This is a genomic window from Tenacibaculum soleae, from assembly GCF_030549005.1.
In the GTDB taxonomy this organism is placed as follows: Bacteria; Bacteroidota; Bacteroidia; order Flavobacteriales; family Flavobacteriaceae; genus Polaribacter; species Polaribacter soleae.
The window spans coordinates 131,627-152,547 of the sequence record NZ_JAUOSW010000007.1 but is presented as its reverse complement, the minus strand read 5'-3'; the positions used below and the strand labels follow the sequence as shown (position 1 = coordinate 152,547).

Below are 20,921 nucleotides of genomic sequence, written 5' to 3'. Positions count from 1 at the left end.
TTATCAGATGATGATACAATTGATGTAGTAGCAACCGATGCAGGAGGAAACAGCGGAACAGGAGTAGTAACCATTGATACGACTGCACCTGTAATAACAATCGAAATAGATGATATTACCGAAGATAATATATTAAGTGCAGCAGAAGCAGGAGGAACAGTTGCAGTAACAGGAAGGGTAACGGGAGATTTTAATGAAGGAGATACAGTAATATTAACAGTTAATGGAACAGATTATACAGGAACAGTTGATGTATTAGGAAACTATAGCATTAATATACCAGGATTAGAACTGGCATTAGATGGAGATATAACAGTAGATGGAAGTGTAACAACAACAAATGGGATAGGAAACATTGGAACAGCGACAGATGTACAAATTTATAGCTTAGAAGATACAGACGGAGACGGAATTGCAGATGTAAATGATTTAGATGACGATAATGACGGAATTCCAGATACATCAGAAGGAACAGGAGATACCGATGGTGATGGTGTACCTGATTATTTAGATTTGGATAGTGATAACGACGGAATATTAGACGTTAATGAAGGAGGTGATGGTACATTAGATACTAATAATGATGGGGTTATTGACGCAAATGATAACGGATTTACAGATGTTAATAACGATGGCCAAGCTGATGGATCAGAAAATGCAGGAAACGAAGAACCAGATACTGATGGTGATGGCGTACCAGATTATCAAGATTTAGACAGTGACAATGACGGAATCAATGATGTTATAGAAGATGGTAATGTTGATGCTAATAATGATGGAATTGCAGATGGAGCAGATGCAGATGGAGATGGAATCGTGGACAGTGTAGATGCAGACGATCTAGTATTTGGTGAAGGAAACGGAGGTGAGTCTGATAATACAGATAGTGATAGTGATGGTATTCCAGATTATCAAGATTTAGATAGCGATGATGATGGAGTTAATGATGTTGTAGAAGGAGGAAATGAGGATATTGATGGAAACGGTCAAATAGATGGTCCTGATAACGATGGTGATGGGATCTTAGATATTGTAGATCAAGACAACGGAGACTTTGGAGATACAGGAAACACAGACGTAAATGATTCAGATCCAACGGACCCTACTGATGGAGGAAATGGAACAGTAGGAGATAGTGGAACAGATTCAGACGGCGATGGTATTCCAGACAGTGAAGATGGATTAGACGGATTCGGAGATGCAATAGATTTAGATACTTGTGTTGAAGTTTATAATGAGTTTACACCTAATGGAGATAATATTAATGACTATTTAGTTATTGGATGTATTGAAAATTTCAAAAATAATACATTAGAGATATTTAATAGATGGGGTAATACAGTGTATAAAGTAAAAGGATATAATAATTCTGATAAAGTGTTTAGAGGCATTTCTAATGGGCGAGCAAATGTAAGCGTTGATGAAAAATTGCCAGTAGGAACTTATTTTTATATGTTAGATTTAGGAAATGGATCTAAAGTTAGAAAAGGATGGATTTATATTAATAGATAATTAATACTTTTACAAAAAAAGAAAATTGAAATAAAATTTTATATAAAATGAAATTATTTTTAAGCATAGTTTTGGTATGTACATTTGGTATATGTATGATTACAAATGTACACGCACAACAAGATCCTCAATATACACAGTATATGTATAACACAATGAGTGTCAACCCTGCTTATGCTGGTTCAAAAGGTTATGGTGTTATTACTGCAATTGGAAGAACGCAGTGGGTAGGTTTTGAAGGAGCACCAAATACACAAAACATAAGTTATGATACTCCTATAGGATATTCAGGTTTGGGTTTAGGAGTTAATTTAATGAACGATGAAATTGGACCATCAAAAGAAATATATTTAGATGCAAATCTTTCTTATACAATCGAAACAGGAGAAGAAGGTAATCTAGCTTTTGGTTTGCGTTTAGGAGGGCGTTTTCTAAATATTGATTGGAGTAAAGGAAAGGCAGACAAGGATGAACCTATTTTTGGAGAAAATGTAAATAAATTTTTACCAACAGTAGGTGCAGGAATTTATTATCATGAACCAGAATGGTATGTAGGGTTATCGGTTCCAAATATTCTTCGAATTGAACACTATGATGAAAACCTTGCAGATACACAAACAACAGCAGTTGAAAGAATGCATTTCTTTTTTATAGCAGGTTATGTTTATGATATTAATGAAGATATCAAATTTAAGCCAGCAGTATTAGTAAAAGCAGTTTCAGGAGCTCCATTATCATTAGATGTTTCGGCTAATTTCCTATTTAATGAAAAGTTCAGAGCTGGTTTAGCATGGAGATGGGATGATTCTATTAGTGCTCTTTTGGGTTTCCAAGCTAGTGATAGATTATTAATAGGTTATTCATATGATTTAACAACATCAAACTATAATGTAACAAATTCTGGAACTCATGAGATTATGTTACAATATGAATTATTAAGAAACACAAAATTTAGATCTCCTCGATTCTTTTAAAAATAACTAATATGAATTTAAAAAAAGGACTATTATTACTTGTATTAATAGTAACTTTAAAAAGTTTTGGGCAAAGTAAAAAGGTAGCAGATCGTTATTTTAATGAATTTTCTTATGTAGAATCAGCCAAATTATACAAAGCTTTAGTCGAAGAAAAAGGAGACACATCTAAGCATGTTTTAAGTCGTTTAGCAGATTCTTATTACAATAATGCAGAAACTGAAGAAGCTGAACTTTGGTATAAAAAACTTGTTTTAATATATAAAGATAAGTTAGAAGACAAACATTTATTTAAATATGCTCAAGTATTACGAAGCAATGGTAAATACAAAAAGTCAGATTCTATATTTTTATCCCTAGCATCGTCAGATAATAGTAATCGAAAAAAGGAGTTAAAAAAAGACGATTATTTATTAGATTATTCAAATAAAAAAGTTCGAATAGGTGTTAGAAATTTATCGATTAATACTGAGTTTTCTGATTTTGGTGGTTTCTTATTGAATGGAAAATCATACTACACATCTGCAGTACCTAAGGGAATTAAAAAAGAACGTATTTACAAATGGAATAACCAACCATTTTTAAATATTTATAGTGCCGATGAAAAAATTGAAACGCTTGAAGAAAATGAAAAAGATACAGTGTTAACATTGATTAATCGTCGATTAATTGATGTGCCTATCACATCTGAGTTTCATGAGTCAACTCCAGTTTTTACAAAAGACGGTAAAACAATTTATTTTACACGTAACAATGCAAGCGGTAAAAAAGTAAGAAAAGACAAGAAAAACACTTCTAATTTAAAAATATATACAGCAAGTTTTGTAAACGGTTATTGGGTAAATGTTAAAGAATTACCATTTAACAATGACGAGTATTCTGTAGGACATCCAGCCTTGAGTACTGATGAAAAAACATTATATTTTGTGTCTAACATGCCAGGAGGTTTTGGAGCCACAGATATTTATAAAACAGCTATTCTAGGAAATAATGAATTTGGGACTCCTGTAAACTTAGGAGAAAGAATTAATACTTCAGACAAGGAAATGTTTCCTTTTATAGGAGAAGACAATACGTTATATTTTTCATCAAACGGACACTTAGGTTTGGGACTTTTAGATATTTTTCAATCTAAAATAAGTCAAGATTCTATATACGCTAAAGCAGTTAATTTAGGAGAACCATTTAATAGTAAAAGAGATGATTTTTCTTTTTACGTTAGTAAAGAAGGTAAAAAAGGTTTCTTTTCATCTAATAGAAAGCAAGGTAAAGGAGATGATGATATTTATAGTTTTTATTTATATACAGAACCTCCAATTTGTGCTGAGCCAATTGAAGGTATAGTTACTGAAACAATAAACAACAGCCCTGTTGATGGCGCATTAATTAAATTAGTTAATGATGGTGGTAAGGTTGTAAAAGAAACATTATCTAACAATTTAGGTAAATATGTATTTGAAGACATCTTATGCGGTAATAATTATACAGTAATTGCAAGTAAATTAGATCATAAATCAAAAGGTAAAAAGACTGTTACTATAACTAAAGGTGAAAGCAGTAATGCGAATTTAGAATTAACACCATTAATTGTTGGAAATCAGATTGTGATTAACCCGATCTTTTTTGATTATGGGAAATCAGTCATTAGAGAAGACGCTCAATATGAACTAGAAAGTATTGTAATGGTAATGACAAATCATCCTGAAGTTACAATAAAGATTGAAGCACATACAGATAGCAGAGGGCCTAGAACATTTAATAGAAAATTGTCAGATAAAAGAGCAAAATCTACAAGAGACTATATTTTATCAAGAGGTATAGCTAAAGACAGAATTGTAAGTGCAATAGGTTATGGTGAAGATCAATTATTGAATAAATGTAATGATGCGAATAAAAATAAGTGTACAGAAGAAGAGCATCAGAAAAATAGACGCTCATATTTTTACATAGTTAAAGGTGCTGATAATATTAAAATAAGACAAGCGGAACAAAAAATTAGAGTAAAAAGAAGAATTACTAAAAAGAATAATTTTTTGCTTTTTTTAAAAAATAATTTTAAAAAATCAAAGGGTAAAACTAATGGTAAGTGTATTATAGGTAAGGAGAAAGATTGTCACACAGATAAAAAAGGGTTTAAGATAAACTATAAAAACTAATTTAAGTCCCCCTTAAATTTTTGTGTATTAATAATTAAAAGCTCCTTTTTTAGGAGCTTTTTCTATTTAAATTCATAAGAAATAAAAAAACTCCTAAAAAAGGAGTTTTTAAAATATGTTGTCGGAAAAAAAATTATATAAATAAATTATCTATTTTTTCTTTTTCTTCTAGAGCTAAAGCAGCATCTACCAAAATACGACCACTATGTTCATCAATTGTAATTTTTTTACGATTAGCAATCTCTAACTGTACCTGAGGAGGTATTGTAAAGAAAGAACCTCCAGCAGCTCCACGTTCAATAGCTACTACAGCCAAACCATTTCTTACTTTGGTACGAATACGGTTGTAAGCTTTTAATAAATGATCATCGATAGATTTTGCGTATTCTTCAGACTTCTCTTTTAGTAACTGTTCTTCTTTCTCAGTCTCTTTTAAAATAGCATCTAACTCATTTTTTTTATGCGTTAAATGATTTTCTTGCTGTTTTAATTTTTCTTTAGTAGCTTCAATAACTTCATTTTTCTGAGCTATTTTAACTTTAAATTCTTTAATTCTTTTTTCAGATAATTGAATTTCTAATTCTTGAAATTCAACTTCTTTTGTTAAAGAATCAAATTCACGATTATTACGAACATTTTTTTGTTGTTCCTCGTACTTTTCAATTAATGCTTTAGATTCAGTGATAGCTAATTTTTTATTACTGATATCAGTATCTAAACTAGTAGATTCTTCTTTTAATTTAGATAATCTTGTGTTTAACCCGGCAACTTCATCTTCTAAATCTTCAACTTCTAAAGGTAATTCACCACGAACATTTCTGATTTCGTCAATTCTAGAATCGATTAACTGTAAATCGTATAACGCTCTTAACTTTTCTTCTACCGTTACTTCTTTTTTTGCCATCTGTTATATATAGTGTATTGGATTTGTACTTTTTTCACTTAAAATAATCGCAAAAGTACTAAATTTTTCACTAAGATAATCAAACAAAAGGTTTTTTGTAAACTGTTCACTTTCATAATGCCCAACATCAGCTAATAATATCTTTTTTTCGGCACTAAAAAACTCATGATATTTAAAATCAGCGCTTATATAAGCATCCGCTTTAGCTTTAATCGCATTTTTAATTGCAAAACTTCCTGATCCTCCTAATACAGCAACTTTTTTAATTTTTTTATTGAGTAATTCAGAATGTCTAACACAATCAGTTTTAAATGTTTTTTTTACAAAAGATAAAAATTCTTTTTCATCCATAGTGTTTAAAAATTCGCCCATCATTCCCATTCCTATATTTTGATTAGAATTGTTAAGCGTTATAATTTCATAAGCAACTTCTTCATAAGAATGAAAATCAAACAAAGTTTTTAATATTTTGCCTTCTAAATAACTATCAAAAGTTACAGAAATAGAAGTTTCTTCAGTAAAAGTTATTTCACCTTTTTGACCTATTGTTGGGTTCGAATTTTCATTGCCTCTATAGCTTCCTTTTCCATTAATATTAAAAGAGCAGTTATCATAATTACCAATGGTACCCGCTCCGGCTTCAAATAGTTTTTTTCGTAAATTTTCAGCTTCAGCAATCGGAACATACGTGGTAAGTTTTTTTATAATTCCTTTTTTAGGAATTAATGTTTTACAGTTTTGTAAGCCTAAAACTTCACACATTTTAGCAGAAACACCATTGTTTACGTTATCTAAAGCTGTATGTGTAGCGTAAATAGCAATATTGTTTTGTATTGCTTTTAAAACAACACGCTCTACATAATTATTACCGTTTATTTTTTTCAACCCACTAAAAACAATTGGGTGGAAGCTTACTATTAGATTACAGTTTTGTGCGATGGCTTCATCAACTGTTTCTTCTAAAGTGTCAAGCGTAACTAAAACTCCAGTTACTTTTGTGTTATAATCGCCTATTAATAAACCTACATTGTCAAAATCTTCAGCGTACGCAAGCGGAGCTAATTCTTCAATATAGTTAGTAACGTCTTTTATTTGCATAATTTAAAATATCTTGAATCAAAGTTAAGATTTTTATTACTTTTGATATAATGAAGTTACTTCGATTTTTATTATTTCCGTTTGCCGTTTTATACAACGTGATTACAACGATTCGTAATTGGTTTTTTGATATTGGTATTTTTAAGTCAACATCTTTTGATATACCTGTTATTGTAGTTGGGAATTTAAGCGTGGGCGGAACAGGAAAATCGCCTCAAATTGAATATTTGATAAGGTTGTTAAAGGATACCCATAAGGTAGCTGTTTTAAGTAGAGGTTATAAACGAAAAACAAAAGGTTTTCAAATAGTTAATACTTCGCACAAAGCGATTGATGTTGGTGATGAGCCTTTGCAGTTTTTTAAAAAATTTGGAAAAGAAGTAACCATTGCTGTTGATGCTGATAGAACAAACGGAATTCAACAATTATTAAACTTTAAAACTTCACCTGAAGTAGTTTTGTTAGATGATGCTTACCAACACAGAAAAGTAAAAGGAAGTACGTATATTTTGTTAACTAAATTTACAGATTTATATGTAAATGATTTTATGTTACCTACTGGAAATTTGAGAGAAAGTAGGAGCGGAGCAAAAAGAGCATCAGTAATTATTGTAACTAAATGTCCGCATGATTTAGATCAAAAGACTAAGGATACTATCATTAAAAAGATTGCACCTGAAAAAGAACAGCAAGTGTTTTTTACAACAATATCTTATGATGAAAATATCAAAGGAAGTGCAGCTCTGTTAACAATATCAGATTTAAAAGAAAAAGAAGTGTTGTTGGTAACTGGAATCGCAAACCCGGATTCGTTATTGAGTTTTTTATCAGAAGAAAATATAAAATACAAGCATTTAGCGTATCCTGATCATTATAATTTCACGGATAATGATATTATAAAGATTAAAAATGAAAGCAAAACCATTTCTTCTGAAACCGTAATTTTAACAACAGAAAAGGATTATATGCGTTTAAACGGAAAGATTGATAATTTGTGTTATATAACGATTAAAAGTACTTTTTTGTCAGATGAAGAAAAGTTTAATCAGTTTGTATTGAGTCACGTTAAAAAAAATATTAAATAACGCGTTCATTAGCTTTATAAGCACCACGTCGGTGTAAAATCCATTGTGCTTCATCTAAAGGATTCACTCCTTTAAAATCTTTTGTTTTACCCTCTCCTTCTGGGCAAACAGCATATTTATCAAACACCGTTCTTAAACGAAGTCTTCCGCTACAAATAGTATTTAATTTAATGCTTAAATCTAAAGATGTTGCTACGGGTATAGTTCCAGACAGAATTACTAAATCTTGATCAAAAGTAGGAGAATCTATAATAGCTCTTCTATTTGTAAGTTCTGAAATTAATTTACCTAATAACTCTTCATTAGTCTTTATTTCAAAGCGTAATAAAGGTTCTAATAAATGTGTACCTCCGTTTTGTAAACCTTTCATGATGCCCATCGGTGTTGCTAAATTAAAATCTCCAGGTCTAGAATGTACATTATGATCTTCTCCTTTAATTAACGTAATTTTTACATCGGTAACTTCCCAACCTAAAAGTCCTTGTTCAAGAGCTTTTGGAATTGTTTTTGCTATTTCGTTTTGATATTTATTATGAACGTCATTTTTCGAAACAATGGATTGATAGGTAACTCCAGAATTTAAAGGCGCAGGTTCAATTAAAAAAGTCATAATTGCCCAGCATGGTTTCGGCATCCAATAACGAATATAACCCTCGGAAGCTTTAGTAATGGTTTCTTTATAAACTATTTGAGGATCTGTAAAATTTACAGCAATATTAAAACGTTCTTGTAATAAATGAGTAAGTACTTCTATTTGCATATCTCCCATTAATAAAAGAATCAATTCTTTTTCGGGTTTGTGCCATTTAAATTGTAAACTCGGATCTTCCTTATCTATAAGTTGTAATGCCTGAGCAAGCGCATTATAATCTTTATCGTTGATAGCGATTACTTGTACGCTTAAAACGGGAATGTTTAATTCTGGCAAGGTTGGTGTTTCAGAAGGATTACCAAGAATGTCTCCCGCTTTTGTTCCTAAAACTCCAGTAATTATTCCGATATCTCCTACTGTAATATTGGTATCTAAATGTTTTGTTTGATGGAATGTTTTTGTCTGATTAATTTTAGTTTCTAATCCTTGTGTATGATTATCAATAACCGATTTAGCAGATAATTCACCCGAAAAAACTTTTACATATGCCATAGCACCATGTACTTTATGATGTTCTAATTTATATACATACGCAGCAACTTCTTCAGAAACATTTCTTTTTTTAGGTTTGATAAAATCAACAATTCCGTTTAATAAAATTTCAACACCAATGTTGTTTTTCGCAATTCCAGTAAAAACAGGAACGATCCTATTGTTTGAAGTACTTTTTGCAATTATATTTAAATAGACTTCATCAGAAAAATGAATTCCGTTTAAATATTGAGTAAGTAGCTTTTGATCAGTTTCTATGAGCTCTTCAGTAATAGTTTCTTTTTGCTCTTTACTAATTTTATTATTGTTAAAAACTTCGGATATATAGGCAGAAGTTAAACCTTCGTCATGACTTGTAGAAATAGCTACCGTTTTATATTGTAGCTCTTTTTTTATTTGCCTTAAAACAGCTTCTGTATCTGCACCTAATCTGTCTATTTTATTGATAAAAATTAGCGTAGGTATTTTTAAATCATGCAAGGCATCTACTATTGTTAAGGTATGTGCTTGCACGCCCTCAACAGCCGAAATTACTAAAATAACAGCATCCACAACACAAAGAGTTCTAGCAACCTCACTAGAAAAATCTACGTGACCAGGAGTGTCAATTAAGTTAATTTTAGTGTTTTTCCAATTAAAAGAAGTAGTAGCGGCTTTAATCGAAATTCCGCGTTCTTTTTCTAATGCTAAATTATCGGTAACCGCAGATCCTTTATCTACACTACCTATTTTTCTGATAGCACCAGTATGATATAATAAATGCTCTGTTAATGTCGTTTTTCCGGCATCTACATGTGCCAGAATACCAATATTAAGAATGTTAGAATGCTTCATTAATTAGTATGATGCTTGTTGTAGAATTAAAATTTTTTAGTAGCTGCTGCGCTTATTTGTTTGATATCTTGCTCATCTTTTCGTGGACAAATTAAAAGCACTCCATCTTTTTCAACCACAATAAAATCATTTAAACCTTGAATAATTACCTTTTTACCACTTTCAGTGCGAATCATATTTCCGCTTGTATCTCTAAAAATAGTTTCAGCACCTACAACAGCATTTTTTTGATCGTCTTTTTCTAATTTATTATACAAAGATCCCCAAGTACCAAGATCATTCCAACCAAAATCTACAGGTAAAATGTGTACGTTGTTTGAGCGCTCCATAATTCCGTAATCAATAGAAATATCTTCACATTTTTCGTAATTGTTTTTAATAAAATCAGCTTCTAAATCAGTATTGTAAATAGCATTTGTACCTTCTAAAACCGTTAACATATTTGGTAAGTGTTTTTTAAAAGCGCCTAAAATGCTTTTGGTAGCCCAAATAAAAATTCCTGCGTTCCATAAATAATCACCACTAGCTATAAACTCTTTTGCAGTCGCTAAGTTTGGTTTTTCGGTAAAGTTTTTTACTTTTTTTATATCCGAAGAACTTTCTTGAAACTGAATATACCCATAACCAGTATTTGGTGCATTTGGTTGAATACCTAGTGTCATTAAAGTATTGTTGTTTGCTGATACTTCAAACGAAGTTTTTATGTTATTTAAAAATTCAGCTTCATCTTCAATCCAATGATCAGAAGGTGCCACTAACATCACTGCGTCTTTATTTTGAGCATTAATTTTTAAAGCAGCATATAAAATACAAGGAGCTGTATTGCGCATTGTCGGCTCTAATAAAAGTTGCTTTTTAGTGGTTTTTGGTAATTGCTCTAAAACCAAACTTTCATAACGTTCGTTTGTAGCAATTAAAATATTTTCAGCCGGAATTAAAGCATTAATTCGGTTAAAAGTGCGCTGAATTAATGATTCACCAGTTCCTAACATATCATGAAACTGTTTTGGGTATTCTTCTGTGCTTACTGGCCAAAAACGTGAGCCAACACCACCAGCCATAATTACTGCGTAATAATTTTTATTCATAAAAAAATATTATCATTCCTGAAAAAACAGGTGTTTTGTTTATGTGTTTGAAGCTACTAATATCACTTCTGCATTTTGATTAAAAAGATATATTCTTTTGTTCGTTAAATTTAAACATTCATAACGAGTTCTGCGTTTGTTTCCTCTTTTATATAACGTTTCTTTAAACTGAAAAATACTATCAACAGGGATTTGAAAGATAAAACTCTTTCCGTTTTCAGCTTCGCCACCACGTAGCGCTAATGATAAATTAACATCAGTATCGGTACTTGCTTTCGGGTTTTTAAGATAGTTAGCTAAATAAGGTAATATTTTCTTCGGATAAATATCTGGTTGTAAAAACGGCAACATTAAATGCTGAAAAACTGTTTTCCAATGTTTGCCATGAGGTTGGACTCGCCCAAACCTTTTATGCGTAACATGATGTGCAATTTCATGAATTAAAGTTAATAAAAACTGAAATTCGTTCAAGTTATTATTAACCGTAATTTGTGTTTGCCCGTTCGGAAAAGTTCGAAAATCACCATGTTTTGTTTGTCGCTGATTTACAATTTTAAGGTTGATTTTATGCTCGTTAATTAAATACTCAACTAACGGAATTGCTTTTTCAGGAATATATTTTATAAGTGTTTGGTACAAATGATATTAATTCGAATGATTTTTATTCTAGAATATAACAGAGAAATAAAGTTTCTCGAAGAGATATTTCGTTTTTATGGTGTTGAACTAGATACTTCTAGTACTTTTCCGTTGTAAAATTTATTTCCTGTTAAGGCGAAATCAAAAATATAACTTGCCATTTCTTTTGCTGATAATGGAGCAATGTAACCAGGAAAAGCTTCTTCTAACATTTCAGTTTGTACAGCACCTAAAGCCAATATATTAAAAGCAATTTGTTGCTCTTTGTATTCTTCTGCTAATAATTCTGATAAAGTAATTACTGCTCCTTTTGCAGAGCTATAAGCAGCTAAGCCTGGAAATTTCATACTTCCTTGTACTCCGCCCATAGAGCTAACTGTAACTACATGACTTCCTTTTTTGAAAAACGGAATTAATAGCTTTGTTAACTCGGCAACAGCAAATACATTTACTTTATAAACTTCCTCGAAATCAGCCGTAGTTAAATCTGTAAAAGGCTTATTTACTAGTTTTCCTGCGTTGTTAATTAAAACATCAACAGTTTTCCATTCTTTTTTAATGAATAAGGTTACTTTGTTTAAATCGTCATTATTAGATAAATCGACAGCTATCGTTGTAATGTTTTTATGACTTATTTTTTCTAGTGGTTTTGTGTTTCTTGATAAAGCCAATACTTTATGTCCTTCGTTAGCAAACTGTTGTGCTAATTCAAAACCAATACCTCTACTGGTTCCTGTAATTACAATATGTTTCATTTTTATAATGATAATTAGAAAGAGCAAGCTAGTTAATTTTTCATACATTTATGTATCTAATAAAACTTTTAATATGAAAAAAAATAGCTTTTTACTTTTGTTTTTATTGATGTCAGTATATTCATTTAGTCAAAAAACGTATGTTTTATGCGGAAAATTAATAGATGTCACATCAGGTGGAATTCAAATTAAAAAAACAATTGTTGTTAAGGATAATAAAATTATACATGTTAAGAGTGGTTATATAATGCCTAGAGATAAAACTTCTAAAACAATAGATTTAAGAGATAAAGTGGTTATGCCAGGCTTGATTGATATGCATGTGCATATTGAAATGGAATTTGATGCTAAAACTCGTTTGAATAAATACACTTTAAATGAAGCTGATGTAGCTTATAATTCTGTTGGTTTTGCAAAATCAACTTTGTTAAACGGATTTACAACAGTAAGAGATTTAGGAGGAACGGGTGTAAATATTTCAATAAAAAAAGCAATCGAAGCAGGGAAAATTCCAGGGCCAAGAGTTTTTACAGCAGGTAAATCATTGGCAACTACGGGAGGTCATGCAGATCCAACAAATGGTAGTAGTAGAAAGTTAGTAGGAAATCCTGGACCAAAAGAAGGGGTAGTTAATAGTGTAGAGGACGCTAAAAAAGCAGTACGTCAACGTTATAAAAATGGTGCAGATTGTATTAAGATTACAGCGACTGGCGGAGTATTAAGTGTTGCTAAATCAGGAGATAATCCACAGTTTACTATAGAAGAGATAAAAGCTATTTGTAATACAGCTAAAGATTATGGGATGCATGTTGCTGCTCATGCACATGGTGATGAAGGAATGAGGCGTGCAATTATTGGGGGAGTAAAAACGATTGAACATGGTACTTACATGAGTGATGAAACAATGGAATTGATGAAAAAGCATAATGCTTTTTTAGTTCCTACCATTACAGCAGGAAAAGAAGTTGAAGAGAAAGCTAAAGTAAAAGGGTTTTATCCAGATATTGTTGTACCAAAAGCATTAGCGGTTGGTCCACAAATTCAAGGAACATTTGCAAGGGCATATAAAAAAGGAGTAGGTATTGCTTTTGGTACAGATGCAGGAGTTTTTAAGCATGGGAATAACGGAAAAGAATTTGGTTATATGGTAGAAGTAGGCATGCCGGCTATGGAAACTATACAAGCGGCAACTATTACAAATGCTGAAATTTTAAAAATGGAAAATGAAGTAGGTCAGGTTAAAAAAGGTTTTTTTGCTGATATTATAGCAGTTAATGAAGACCCAACCAAAAATATACATACAATGGAAAATGTTGTTTTTGTTATGAAAAATGGAATTGTTTATAAGAAAAAATAGTTGTGAAAAATGTAACAAAATAATAAGTTAAGCATCTAATAGATAGGCATTAATTGTAAAGTTAAATAGTATGAAACAATTGTTTATCTCCCGTGATTACTTTTCTGTTTTAGGAATTCCATTGTTATTAATATCAACATTGTTTTTAGTAATAAACTCATCCTTTTTTATAGAGTATCCAAAAGAATTATCAATAGGTATTACGTTAGATTTACTGATAACAATTCCGTTTGTTTATTTTTTAATTATCAGAAAAAAGGAAATCCCTAAAATTACTGTTATTACCTTATTCGTAATAGGAATTGTTATTGCTAGTATAATGATTCCAGAACAGCACCAGTCATTTTTATCACAAATAAAAACGTTTGTTTTACCTGTTGTTGAATTAGGAGTATTTAGTTTTTTAATTTTTAAAGCAAGAAAAATTATTCAAGAATTAAAAAAACAACAGCATAATCATTTAGTGTTTTATAATGCGGTGCAACAGGCTGTTGGTACTGTTTTTCCAAATAAAATAGGAGAATTTTTAGCTACTGAAATAGCTGTTGTTTATTATGGGTTTTTAGCTTGGAAAAAGAGAACGTTAAAAGAAAATGAATTCTCTTATCATAAAAATGGAACTTCTGTATCAATTATTATGGGGTTAATGTTAGTTGTTTTAATAGAAACAATTGCTGTTCACGCATTGGTGCTAAAATGGAATGTTATTGTTGCTTGGTTGTTAACTGTTTTAAGTATTTACACATGTTTACAGTTGTTTTCTTTAATGCGTTCTCTATCGAAAATTCCTATTGAAGTTGATTTAACAAGTAAAATATTAACTTTAAAATATGGCTTTTTTGGTGAAGCTGTAATTCCTTTCGAAAATATAAAAAGTATTGATTTAACAGAAAAAGATTTACCAACTGATAGAAGCATTATTCCTTTTTCTCCTCTTGGTAATTTAGATACACATAATATTGTTCTTCATTTAAATAAAAAAGCTGTTTTTAAGAGTTTTTATGGAATGAAAAAAACATACATTTCTATTGCCTTTTTTGTAGATGAAAAACATCAATTTAAGAAAGCTATAGAAGGTGTAAGTTTTAATCAAAAATAACATGTTGATATGCACCTATATCTGGATTTAAAGATCGGTTTACTCCTAATATGTCTTCTGATATAGATGATGCCCTAGCTTTATTAATAGCATCGCTTTCCTCTCCGATAATAAATTCATTTTTAGAAACATCCTTAAAATGAGGATTACCATTTAAAATAATATTTTGATAATGCGTTGTGTCATCAAATTTCATTTCAATATTATCAGTAAATGAATTATTAAAATCATTAAATTGAATCATTGAACTCTCAACATTATAATTAAAAGTAGTTCCGTTTATTTTGTCTACAATTAATTCAATATTATTTCCTCCTGTAATAATGCAATTGGTAAAATTTGCAGCAATCAAATCATTAGTTAGTACTTTTTCTTCATTATTACTATCAATAAAAGTTGTGTGATTGTTCACTAAAACACTTGGTAATTGCCTAAAACTATTGCCCCAGTAATTAGCAAAGGTTGCATGTATAAAGTTATAAATACCACCATAAGTACAGGCTAAAGAAGATTGTCCTGCGTTACCAATAACCAAATTTTCTCCTAAGATGTTAGTGTTTCTTCCTAAAATGCCATAGTTTGAGTTGTTGTAAATTTCAGTGTTTTTTATGGTAAGTGTAGGGACTGTATTTGTACTTAGGCTATCGACTAAAATACCGATAACTCCGTTTTTAATTACGGCATGATTAATCTCATTTCCTTTACTACCAGCCCGCATCCAAATACCACCCCATTGACCAGGAACATTACTAAAACGATGTTCTAATCTATCTCCTTCAAAAACTACTTTTTTGTTAAGTGCTCCGTTAACTTCTAAGCTACCTTTTTTGTCAACAATTAATCCTGAATTTTTATGAAAGTGAATTTTAGCACCTGCATTAATAGTTAATTTTTTATCCGAAGAAATAGCAGCATAACCATAAATAACATAAGGTTTTTCATCTGTAAAAGTAAGTTCGGTATCTGTTAAAAAACGTCCTTGAATTTCGGTGTCTTTTCCATCAATAGTCAAGGTTTCAATTACTGAACCCGTTTTTGAAGGAAAAATAAAATGCGCATCTTGTACTAGAGTAACTAAATTTACATTTTGTTGCTTGTTTCCGTTATCAAATAATAATTTATCGGTATATAGTGGATTTGGAGTAGTGTTAAAATCAATAGTGGTTTCAATAAAAATATAGATACTATCGTTTGCTAAAATATCAATATTATAAAATTCTTTTCCTGCTGTTCCATCAACATTTATGCGGTAGTTGGAAGTTATTCCATTGGCCAATTTAATTTCTGGAATTGATATTGCTTTGTTACTTCGATTATATACTTTTAAATTATAAGTAGCAGATCCAATATTTGAAAAAATGGTATCTAAAAAAACGGTGTCTTTAGAAAATTCTAGCTTTCCGAAGTTAGACACCGTTTTAAAATCTTTTCTACATGAAGCTATTGTTATTAAAATTACAATTATAATAAATTTAAAGAGATGCTTCATAGGTAGTTATTTTTTAATTTTACTTGAAGAATATATTATTTTTTTATCAACTCAATTTCAAATAATTTTCCCCAATGTTTTCCAGTAACAAATAAGCGATTGTTTTCTTTATCGTAAGCAATACCGTTTAAAACATCATCACTTCTTTCTAACTCTTGTTCTTCAGCAACAATATCTCTTAAACCATTTAAATTAGCAACACCTTCAACAACACCAGTATTTGGATTGATAATTAAAATTGAATTTTGCTGCCATTTATTAGCGTAAATTTTTCCGTTAATTAATTCAATTTCATTTAAATTATCAACAGCATATTTATTGGTGTAAACCTGAATATTTCTTTCCTCTTTCTGATTTAGGGCATTTAAAAACCAAATTTTATTAGTTCCGTCAGATTTTATTAATTCACTGTCGTTATGTGTTAAACCCCAACCTTCGTTGCTATGGTTGTAATTAAATTCATTAATTTGTTTAAAAGTTTCCAAATCATATATAAAACCTTTACGAGCTTGCCATGTTAACCAATAAATTTTATTGTCAAAAATGGTCATTCCTTCACCAAAATATTTTTTATCTAAATCAATCTTTTGTAAAATTTCACCAGTTTTTATAGCAACTTTTCTTAAGGTTGATTGCCCTCTACGTCCTGTAGTTTCATATAAAAAACCATCATTAAACTCTAACCCCTGAGTATAGGCATCTTTATCGTGTGGGAAAGTGTTGATAATTTTATAAGTGTAAACAGCAGGAGCGTTTTTTGCTAAAATTTCAATAGAATTGTTAATTTTTTTAGATTTATTAGGATAAAAAGCCAAGGCAGTAACCAAGTGTTTTCCTACACCAAAATCAGTAGTGTTTATAGCAATACTTGTTTCGTTTTTGTTTACACGTTTTTTATTAACGAATAAATGTACCGAATCGATTTTATTTCCTTTAAGTTGTTCAAACTTTATAGCTGCTTTTTGTCCTAAAGTTGTTTTTTTAGAGGTGTTTAACTTAAATTTGTAGCCAGTTTCACTACAAGATGTAATAAATGTTGCTGTTAAAGCTAAAGCTAAGTATGTATAAATACGCATATTTTATAGTTTGATTTCTAATTTATTCGTTTGTACTACAAATTAAAACAATTTATTTGTTTGAAAATTAAAAAATATGGTTAAATTTGCATCCTCAAACAACTAAAAAAATATTTTTAGTGTAAAACCTTACCATTTTTACATGTTTGATAAAAAATTAAAACAATATTTAAAAGTCATTTAAGATGCGTAAAGGAATACATCCAGAAAATTATAGAATGGTAGCTTTTAAAGATATGTCTAACGGAGATGTATTTTTAACACGTTCAACTGCTAATACTAAAGAAACTTTAGACGTAGAAGGAACTGAGTATCCATTAATAAAATTAGAAATTTCAAGAACTTCTCACCCTTTCTATACAGGTAAGTCTAAATTAGTAGATACTGCAGGTCGTATTGATAAGTTCAAAAATAAATATGCGAAATTTAAAAAATAATTTCAAGTATCTAAAATATTTAAAAGCTCTAACATTTGTTAGAGCTTTTTTTATGGTATAAAACTTGTATTTTTGCCTATCAAAATTATAAAAATGAGAGATACAATCTTAGCAATTATTGTTGTCATAAATATACTATGTGGTATATTGGTTTACTTTATGCCAGATATGGGAAACTATATTTTATTAACCATTGCTACTGGAGTAACAATACTGGCTTTGTACGATGCTTTTATTCAAAAAAAACATTCATTGATGCGTGCTTTTCCTGTTGTAGCAAGGTTGCGTTGGGTATTTGAAGAAGAGCGCGAAAAAATTCAACAATATTTTATTGAAGATGATTTAAACGGAACCCCAATTAATAGAGAAAAAAGGAGTCTTGTTTATCAACGATCAAAAAAAGAAATAGAAACTGTACCTTTTGGTACACAACATAATGTGTACGAAAAAGGATATGAGTTTGTAAAACATTCATTATTTCCTAAAGATCACCATCATATTAAAGGCGAAAGGGTTATTATTGGTTCTGATAAGTGTACTCAAAAGTATGATGCTTCTATTGTAAATATATCAGCTATGTCTTTTGGATCCTTAAGTAAAAATGCGATTAAGGCGTTAAATCAAGGTGCAAAAATGGCAAATTTTGCTCATAATACTGGTGAAGGAGGAATTTCACCTTATCATTTACAAGGTGGAGATTTAATTTTTCAAGTAGGAACAGGTTATTTTGGGGCAGGAAAAAGTGTAGTAGGTAAACGTGTTTTTGATGCGGCTATTTTTAAAGAAAATGCAATTCGCCCTGAAGTAAAAATGATAGAAATTAAATTTTCACAAGGTGCAAAACCTGGACATGGTGGTATTTTACCAGCCAAGAAAAATACCGAAGAAATTGCAAAAATCCGTTCAATAAAACCCTTTACTAGAGTCGATTCTCCACCAAATCATTCCGCTTTTACAAATTTTGAAGAAATGATTGCTTTTATTCAACAAGTAAGAGAGTTATCTGAAGGAAAGCCAGTGGGAATAAAATTTTGTGTAGGAGATAATGAAGAAATTGAAATGATGATAAAAGCATTTGCTGAGGCAAATAATTATCCTGATTTTATAGCGGTTGATGGAGGAGAAGGAGGTACCGGATCTGCTCCAATAGAGTTTTCAAATTATGTAGGTACGCCATTGTTAGAAGGTTTAGCTTTTGTAAATAAAACATTACAAAAATATCAGCTAAAAGATCAAATAAAAATTATTGCAAGCGGTAAAGCTATTGATGCTTTTGATATTGTTAAATATAAGGCATTAGGAGCCGATGTTATTGGTATGGCTCGTAGTTTTATGCTAAGTTTAGGTTGCATTCAAGCACGTGAATGTAATTTAGATACTTGTCCGGTTGGAGTTGCAACTCAAGACGAGGATTTGGTTGAGGCTTTAGTAGTTGGTGATAAAAATATTCGTGTTAAAAATTATCATGATAAAACCATTGCAGCGGTAAAAGAAGTGGTTGCCGCAATGGGAAAAGAATCTATTTTAGATGTGAAAGCAAAGCATGTTTTTAGAAGAAATAAAGCAGGAGATATCATTTCTTTGGATAAAATTTATAATTAAAAAATAAAATTATTGGAAACAACAATACAATTCAATTCTAAAGAATATCAATTAGAACGTTACCCAAAAACAGAAGATGAATCTTTACGTGCATGGAGTAGTGCTGAATTACTGGTGTTGGAATATATTTCAGATAAGAAAGACGATTATATTCATTTGTTTAACGATCGATTTGGAGTATGGAATACTTTATTAAATAACAAAAAACTAACAACGGTTTGTACTTATGCTAGTCAGGAAAAAGCAATTATTCAAAATTTAAATTTAAATAATTTACCCGCGAATAATGATTTTAAAACGCCTTTAAATATTTTAAGTAGCATTGAATTAGCATTATTAAAAATTCCGAAATCGGTCGAATTATTTGAATTGTTTTTACAACAAATTCACAAAGCTTCCAGCAATAAGATCGAAGTTGTTTGCGGGTTTATGACCAAGTATTTTTCAATATCATTTTTAAAAATAGCAGAAGTGTATTTCGATGAAGTTGTTCAGACAAAAGCATGGAAAAAAGCACGCTTGTTAGTTTTAAAGAAGCCTAAAAAAATAACCAAGTATAAAGAGTTGATAAATGAAGTTGAATGGAAAGATGAATTTTTGCAGCAGTATTACGGTGTTTTTTCATCAGGTAAAATTGATATTGGAACTCAGTTTTTATTAGAGAATTTAAAAGTAAGGTCTGATGAGTTAAATGTGCTTGATGTTGCTTCAGGAAATGGAATAATAGCTTATGAAATAATAAAGAAACAACCAAAAGCTATTTTAACGTTGGTTGATGATTTTAATTTAGCAATAAGATCTTCTCAGTTAAATTTAAAAAGTGAAGGAATACAGTTTGTTTGTGCTGATAACTTAGATAATTTACAAGACAAAAATTATGACTTGGTGGTGTCAAACCCTCCTTTTCATTTTGAGCATGAAAATAATATAGAAGTTGCATTAACACTTTTTAAAGGTGTAGAAAGTTGCTTGAAACTTGACGGGCGTTTTGTGTTGGTAGCAAACAAACATTTAAACTATAAAACACACTTAGAAAAACTTTTTAAAAATGTTTTTGTTGTAGCTGAAAATAAAAAATTTGTAGTTTATGAGTGTATTAAATAAGTTAGTAATTTGAATAGAATACAAACAAAGGTCTTGGTAATTTTACCAAGACCTTTGTTTGTATTAGGGTGGTGATTTAGTTTTTTTTATCTCTAAACATTAGGATAATTATTTTTTAGTTTTTCTGAATAAAAGTTATTAACAATTTATTTTAAAAGTTATTAACACTTGTTAGTAAAATTTGTATATTTGCAGTTAATAAACGTATATTGAATTAATCCCTAAATTCCCCCATTCATATGTTTTCAGAAAAAAAAACACCTATAGGTGAAAAAAAAAGTAAACTTTTAGAGTTTCCTAAAATAAATGTGTTAGAACACAAGATTGAACAGGTAAATGAGTTTATAAGACAGCGAAAAGTCTTTTTTTTAAGAAATTTAAATAAAGATAAGTTTGAAATTTTTTTTACAGATCATACAGGTTTAAAAAGAATAGAAGCTTCAGTTTGGACAGTTTCAGAAAAAGCTATTATTCTTAAAAATACAACAGTAGTTCCGTTTAGTGATATTGTTGCAGTAGCATAAAAAGTAAAAAACCACTCTTTATTAAAGAGTGGTTTTTTTATGAA

18 protein-coding genes are annotated in these 20,921 nt (G+C 30.1%); 10 read left to right on the top strand and 8 right to left on the bottom strand.

Translation table 11 applies throughout. From position 1 onward, the window contains the following. The 3 genes from Q4586_RS11330 to Q4586_RS11320 form a co-directional block, all read left to right on the top strand. Positions 1–1,512, top strand: a 1,512-nt coding sequence (locus Q4586_RS11330; protein WP_303529062.1) for a T9SS type B sorting domain-containing protein, incomplete at its 5' end; no start/stop codon positions are given. A 47-nt stretch (positions 1,513–1,559) separates the two neighbouring features. Next, positions 1,560–2,486 carry a PorP/SprF family type IX secretion system membrane protein gene (locus Q4586_RS11325; RefSeq protein ID WP_068705981.1) on the top strand — a complete coding sequence of 309 codons (927 nt, stop codon included), beginning with the start codon at positions 1,560–1,562 and terminating at the stop codon, positions 2,484–2,486. Positions 2,487–2,497: 11 nt separating this feature from the next. Then, positions 2,498–4,642 (top strand): OmpA family protein, encoded by a 2,145-nt coding sequence (locus Q4586_RS11320; protein ID WP_303529061.1) that lies wholly within the window; start codon positions 2,498–2,500, stop codon positions 4,640–4,642. Between the two features lie 133 nt (positions 4,643–4,775). On the opposite strand, the gene Q4586_RS11315 is transcribed toward Q4586_RS11320, so the two are convergent. Next, on the bottom strand, positions 4,776–5,546 hold the full coding sequence (locus Q4586_RS11315; RefSeq protein WP_068705986.1) for a zinc ribbon domain-containing protein: 771 nt from the start codon (positions 5,544–5,546) through the stop codon (positions 4,776–4,778). A gap of 3 nt (positions 5,547–5,549) precedes the next feature. After that, the gene (locus Q4586_RS11310) at positions 5,550–6,644 is read right to left on the bottom strand and encodes a Nif3-like dinuclear metal center hexameric protein (protein WP_068705988.1); all 1,095 of its coding nucleotides are present in this window, start codon (positions 6,642–6,644) and stop codon (positions 5,550–5,552) included. Positions 6,645–6,694: 50 nt separating this feature from the next. Between Q4586_RS11310 and lpxK the strand changes: the two genes are divergently transcribed. Beyond that, the gene (gene lpxK, locus Q4586_RS11305) at positions 6,695–7,729 is read left to right on the top strand and encodes a tetraacyldisaccharide 4'-kinase (RefSeq protein WP_068705990.1); all 1,035 of its coding nucleotides are present in this window, start codon (positions 6,695–6,697) and stop codon (positions 7,727–7,729) included. Here lpxK and Q4586_RS11300 read toward each other — a convergent pair. The 4 genes from Q4586_RS11300 to Q4586_RS11285 form a co-directional block, all read right to left on the bottom strand. After that, positions 7,722–9,707, bottom strand: a complete 1,986-nt coding sequence (locus Q4586_RS11300) for a GTP-binding protein (protein WP_303529057.1) — start codon at positions 9,705–9,707, stop codon at positions 7,722–7,724. The genes lpxK and Q4586_RS11300 overlap by 8 nt on opposite strands. Positions 9,708–9,733: 26 nt before the next feature. Next, entirely contained in the window at positions 9,734–10,795 is a 1,062-nt protein-coding gene (locus Q4586_RS11295) for a mannose-1-phosphate guanylyltransferase (protein ID WP_303529055.1), read from the bottom strand. A gap of 39 nt (positions 10,796–10,834) precedes the next feature. Then, positions 10,835–11,434 (bottom strand): SprT-like domain-containing protein, encoded by a 600-nt coding sequence (locus Q4586_RS11290; protein ID WP_068705996.1) that lies wholly within the window; start codon positions 11,432–11,434, stop codon positions 10,835–10,837. Positions 11,435–11,508: 74 nt separating this feature from the next. After that, positions 11,509–12,189 (bottom strand): SDR family NAD(P)-dependent oxidoreductase, encoded by a 681-nt coding sequence (locus Q4586_RS11285; RefSeq protein WP_303529052.1) that lies wholly within the window; start codon positions 12,187–12,189, stop codon positions 11,509–11,511. Between the two features lie 73 nt (positions 12,190–12,262). Between Q4586_RS11285 and Q4586_RS11280 the strand changes: the two genes are divergently transcribed. Together Q4586_RS11280 and Q4586_RS11275 are read left to right on the top strand one after the other, a co-directional pair. Further along, positions 12,263–13,546 carry a metal-dependent hydrolase family protein gene (locus Q4586_RS11280; RefSeq protein ID WP_303529050.1) on the top strand — a complete coding sequence of 428 codons (1,284 nt, stop codon included), beginning with the start codon at positions 12,263–12,265 and terminating at the stop codon, positions 13,544–13,546. Between the two features lie 70 nt (positions 13,547–13,616). Beyond that, a complete protein-coding gene (locus tag Q4586_RS11275; protein ID WP_303529049.1) occupies positions 13,617–14,645 on the top strand; it encodes a hypothetical protein in 1,029 nt (342 codons plus the stop codon). On the opposite strand, the gene Q4586_RS11270 is transcribed toward Q4586_RS11275, so the two are convergent. Both Q4586_RS11270 and Q4586_RS11265 read right to left on the bottom strand, forming a co-directional pair. Further along, on the bottom strand, positions 14,632–16,134 hold the full coding sequence (locus tag Q4586_RS11270; protein ID WP_303529048.1) for a hypothetical protein: 1,503 nt from the start codon (positions 16,132–16,134) through the stop codon (positions 14,632–14,634). The genes Q4586_RS11275 and Q4586_RS11270 overlap by 14 nt on opposite strands. Before the next feature lie 35 nt (positions 16,135–16,169). After that, positions 16,170–17,210 (bottom strand): glutaminyl-peptide cyclotransferase, encoded by a 1,041-nt coding sequence (locus tag Q4586_RS11265; RefSeq protein WP_068706005.1) that lies wholly within the window; start codon positions 17,208–17,210, stop codon positions 16,170–16,172. 185 nt (positions 17,211–17,395) lie between these two features. Here Q4586_RS11265 and Q4586_RS11260 point away from each other — a divergent pair, with 185 nt between their 5' ends. From Q4586_RS11260 to Q4586_RS11245, 4 genes are all read left to right on the top strand, one after another. Beyond that, entirely contained in the window at positions 17,396–17,647 is a 252-nt protein-coding gene (locus tag Q4586_RS11260; protein ID WP_068706007.1) for a type B 50S ribosomal protein L31, read from the top strand. A gap of 93 nt (positions 17,648–17,740) precedes the next feature. Continuing rightward, on the top strand, positions 17,741–19,249 hold the full coding sequence (locus Q4586_RS11255; protein ID WP_068706009.1) for an FMN-binding glutamate synthase family protein: 1,509 nt from the start codon (positions 17,741–17,743) through the stop codon (positions 19,247–19,249). Between the two features lie 12 nt (positions 19,250–19,261). Then, positions 19,262–20,353 carry a class I SAM-dependent methyltransferase gene (locus Q4586_RS11250; protein ID WP_303529043.1) on the top strand — a complete coding sequence of 364 codons (1,092 nt, stop codon included), beginning with the start codon at positions 19,262–19,264 and terminating at the stop codon, positions 20,351–20,353. A 239-nt stretch (positions 20,354–20,592) separates the two neighbouring features. Further along, positions 20,593–20,877, top strand: coding sequence for a hypothetical protein (locus Q4586_RS11245; RefSeq protein ID WP_068706010.1), 285 nt, complete (start codon positions 20,593–20,595; stop codon positions 20,875–20,877). Positions 20,878–20,921: the final 44 nt, after the last annotated feature.

Excerpts from the sequence above, each read along its gene's own strand:
- Q4586_RS11325 (WP_068705981.1), top strand. The coding sequence starts at position 1,560 with ATGAAATTATTTTTAAGCATAGTTTTGGTATGTACATTTGGTATATGT.
- Q4586_RS11320 (WP_303529061.1), top strand. The coding sequence starts at position 2,498 with ATGAATTTAAAAAAAGGACTATTATTACTTGTATTAATAGTAACTTTA.
- Q4586_RS11315 (WP_068705986.1), bottom strand. The coding sequence starts at position 5,546 with ATGGCAAAAAAAGAAGTAACGGTAGAAGAAAAGTTAAGAGCGTTATAC.
- Q4586_RS11310 (WP_068705988.1), bottom strand. The coding sequence starts at position 6,644 with ATGCAAATAAAAGACGTTACTAACTATATTGAAGAATTAGCTCCGCTT.
- lpxK (WP_068705990.1), top strand. The coding sequence starts at position 6,695 with ATGAAGTTACTTCGATTTTTATTATTTCCGTTTGCCGTTTTATACAAC.
- Q4586_RS11300 (WP_303529057.1), bottom strand. The coding sequence starts at position 9,707 with ATGAAGCATTCTAACATTCTTAATATTGGTATTCTGGCACATGTAGAT.
- Q4586_RS11295 (WP_303529055.1), bottom strand. The coding sequence starts at position 10,795 with ATGAATAAAAATTATTACGCAGTAATTATGGCTGGTGGTGTTGGCTCA.
- Q4586_RS11285 (WP_303529052.1), bottom strand. The coding sequence starts at position 12,189 with ATGAAACATATTGTAATTACAGGAACCAGTAGAGGTATTGGTTTTGAA.
- Q4586_RS11280 (WP_303529050.1), top strand. The coding sequence starts at position 12,263 with ATGAAAAAAAATAGCTTTTTACTTTTGTTTTTATTGATGTCAGTATAT.
- Q4586_RS11275 (WP_303529049.1), top strand. The coding sequence starts at position 13,617 with ATGAAACAATTGTTTATCTCCCGTGATTACTTTTCTGTTTTAGGAATT.
- Q4586_RS11270 (WP_303529048.1), bottom strand. The coding sequence starts at position 16,134 with ATGAAGCATCTCTTTAAATTTATTATAATTGTAATTTTAATAACAATA.
- Q4586_RS11265 (WP_068706005.1), bottom strand. The coding sequence starts at position 17,210 with ATGCGTATTTATACATACTTAGCTTTAGCTTTAACAGCAACATTTATT.
- Q4586_RS11260 (WP_068706007.1), top strand. The coding sequence starts at position 17,396 with ATGCGTAAAGGAATACATCCAGAAAATTATAGAATGGTAGCTTTTAAA.
- Q4586_RS11255 (WP_068706009.1), top strand. The coding sequence starts at position 17,741 with ATGAGAGATACAATCTTAGCAATTATTGTTGTCATAAATATACTATGT.
- Q4586_RS11245 (WP_068706010.1), top strand. The coding sequence starts at position 20,593 with ATGTTTTCAGAAAAAAAAACACCTATAGGTGAAAAAAAAAGTAAACTT.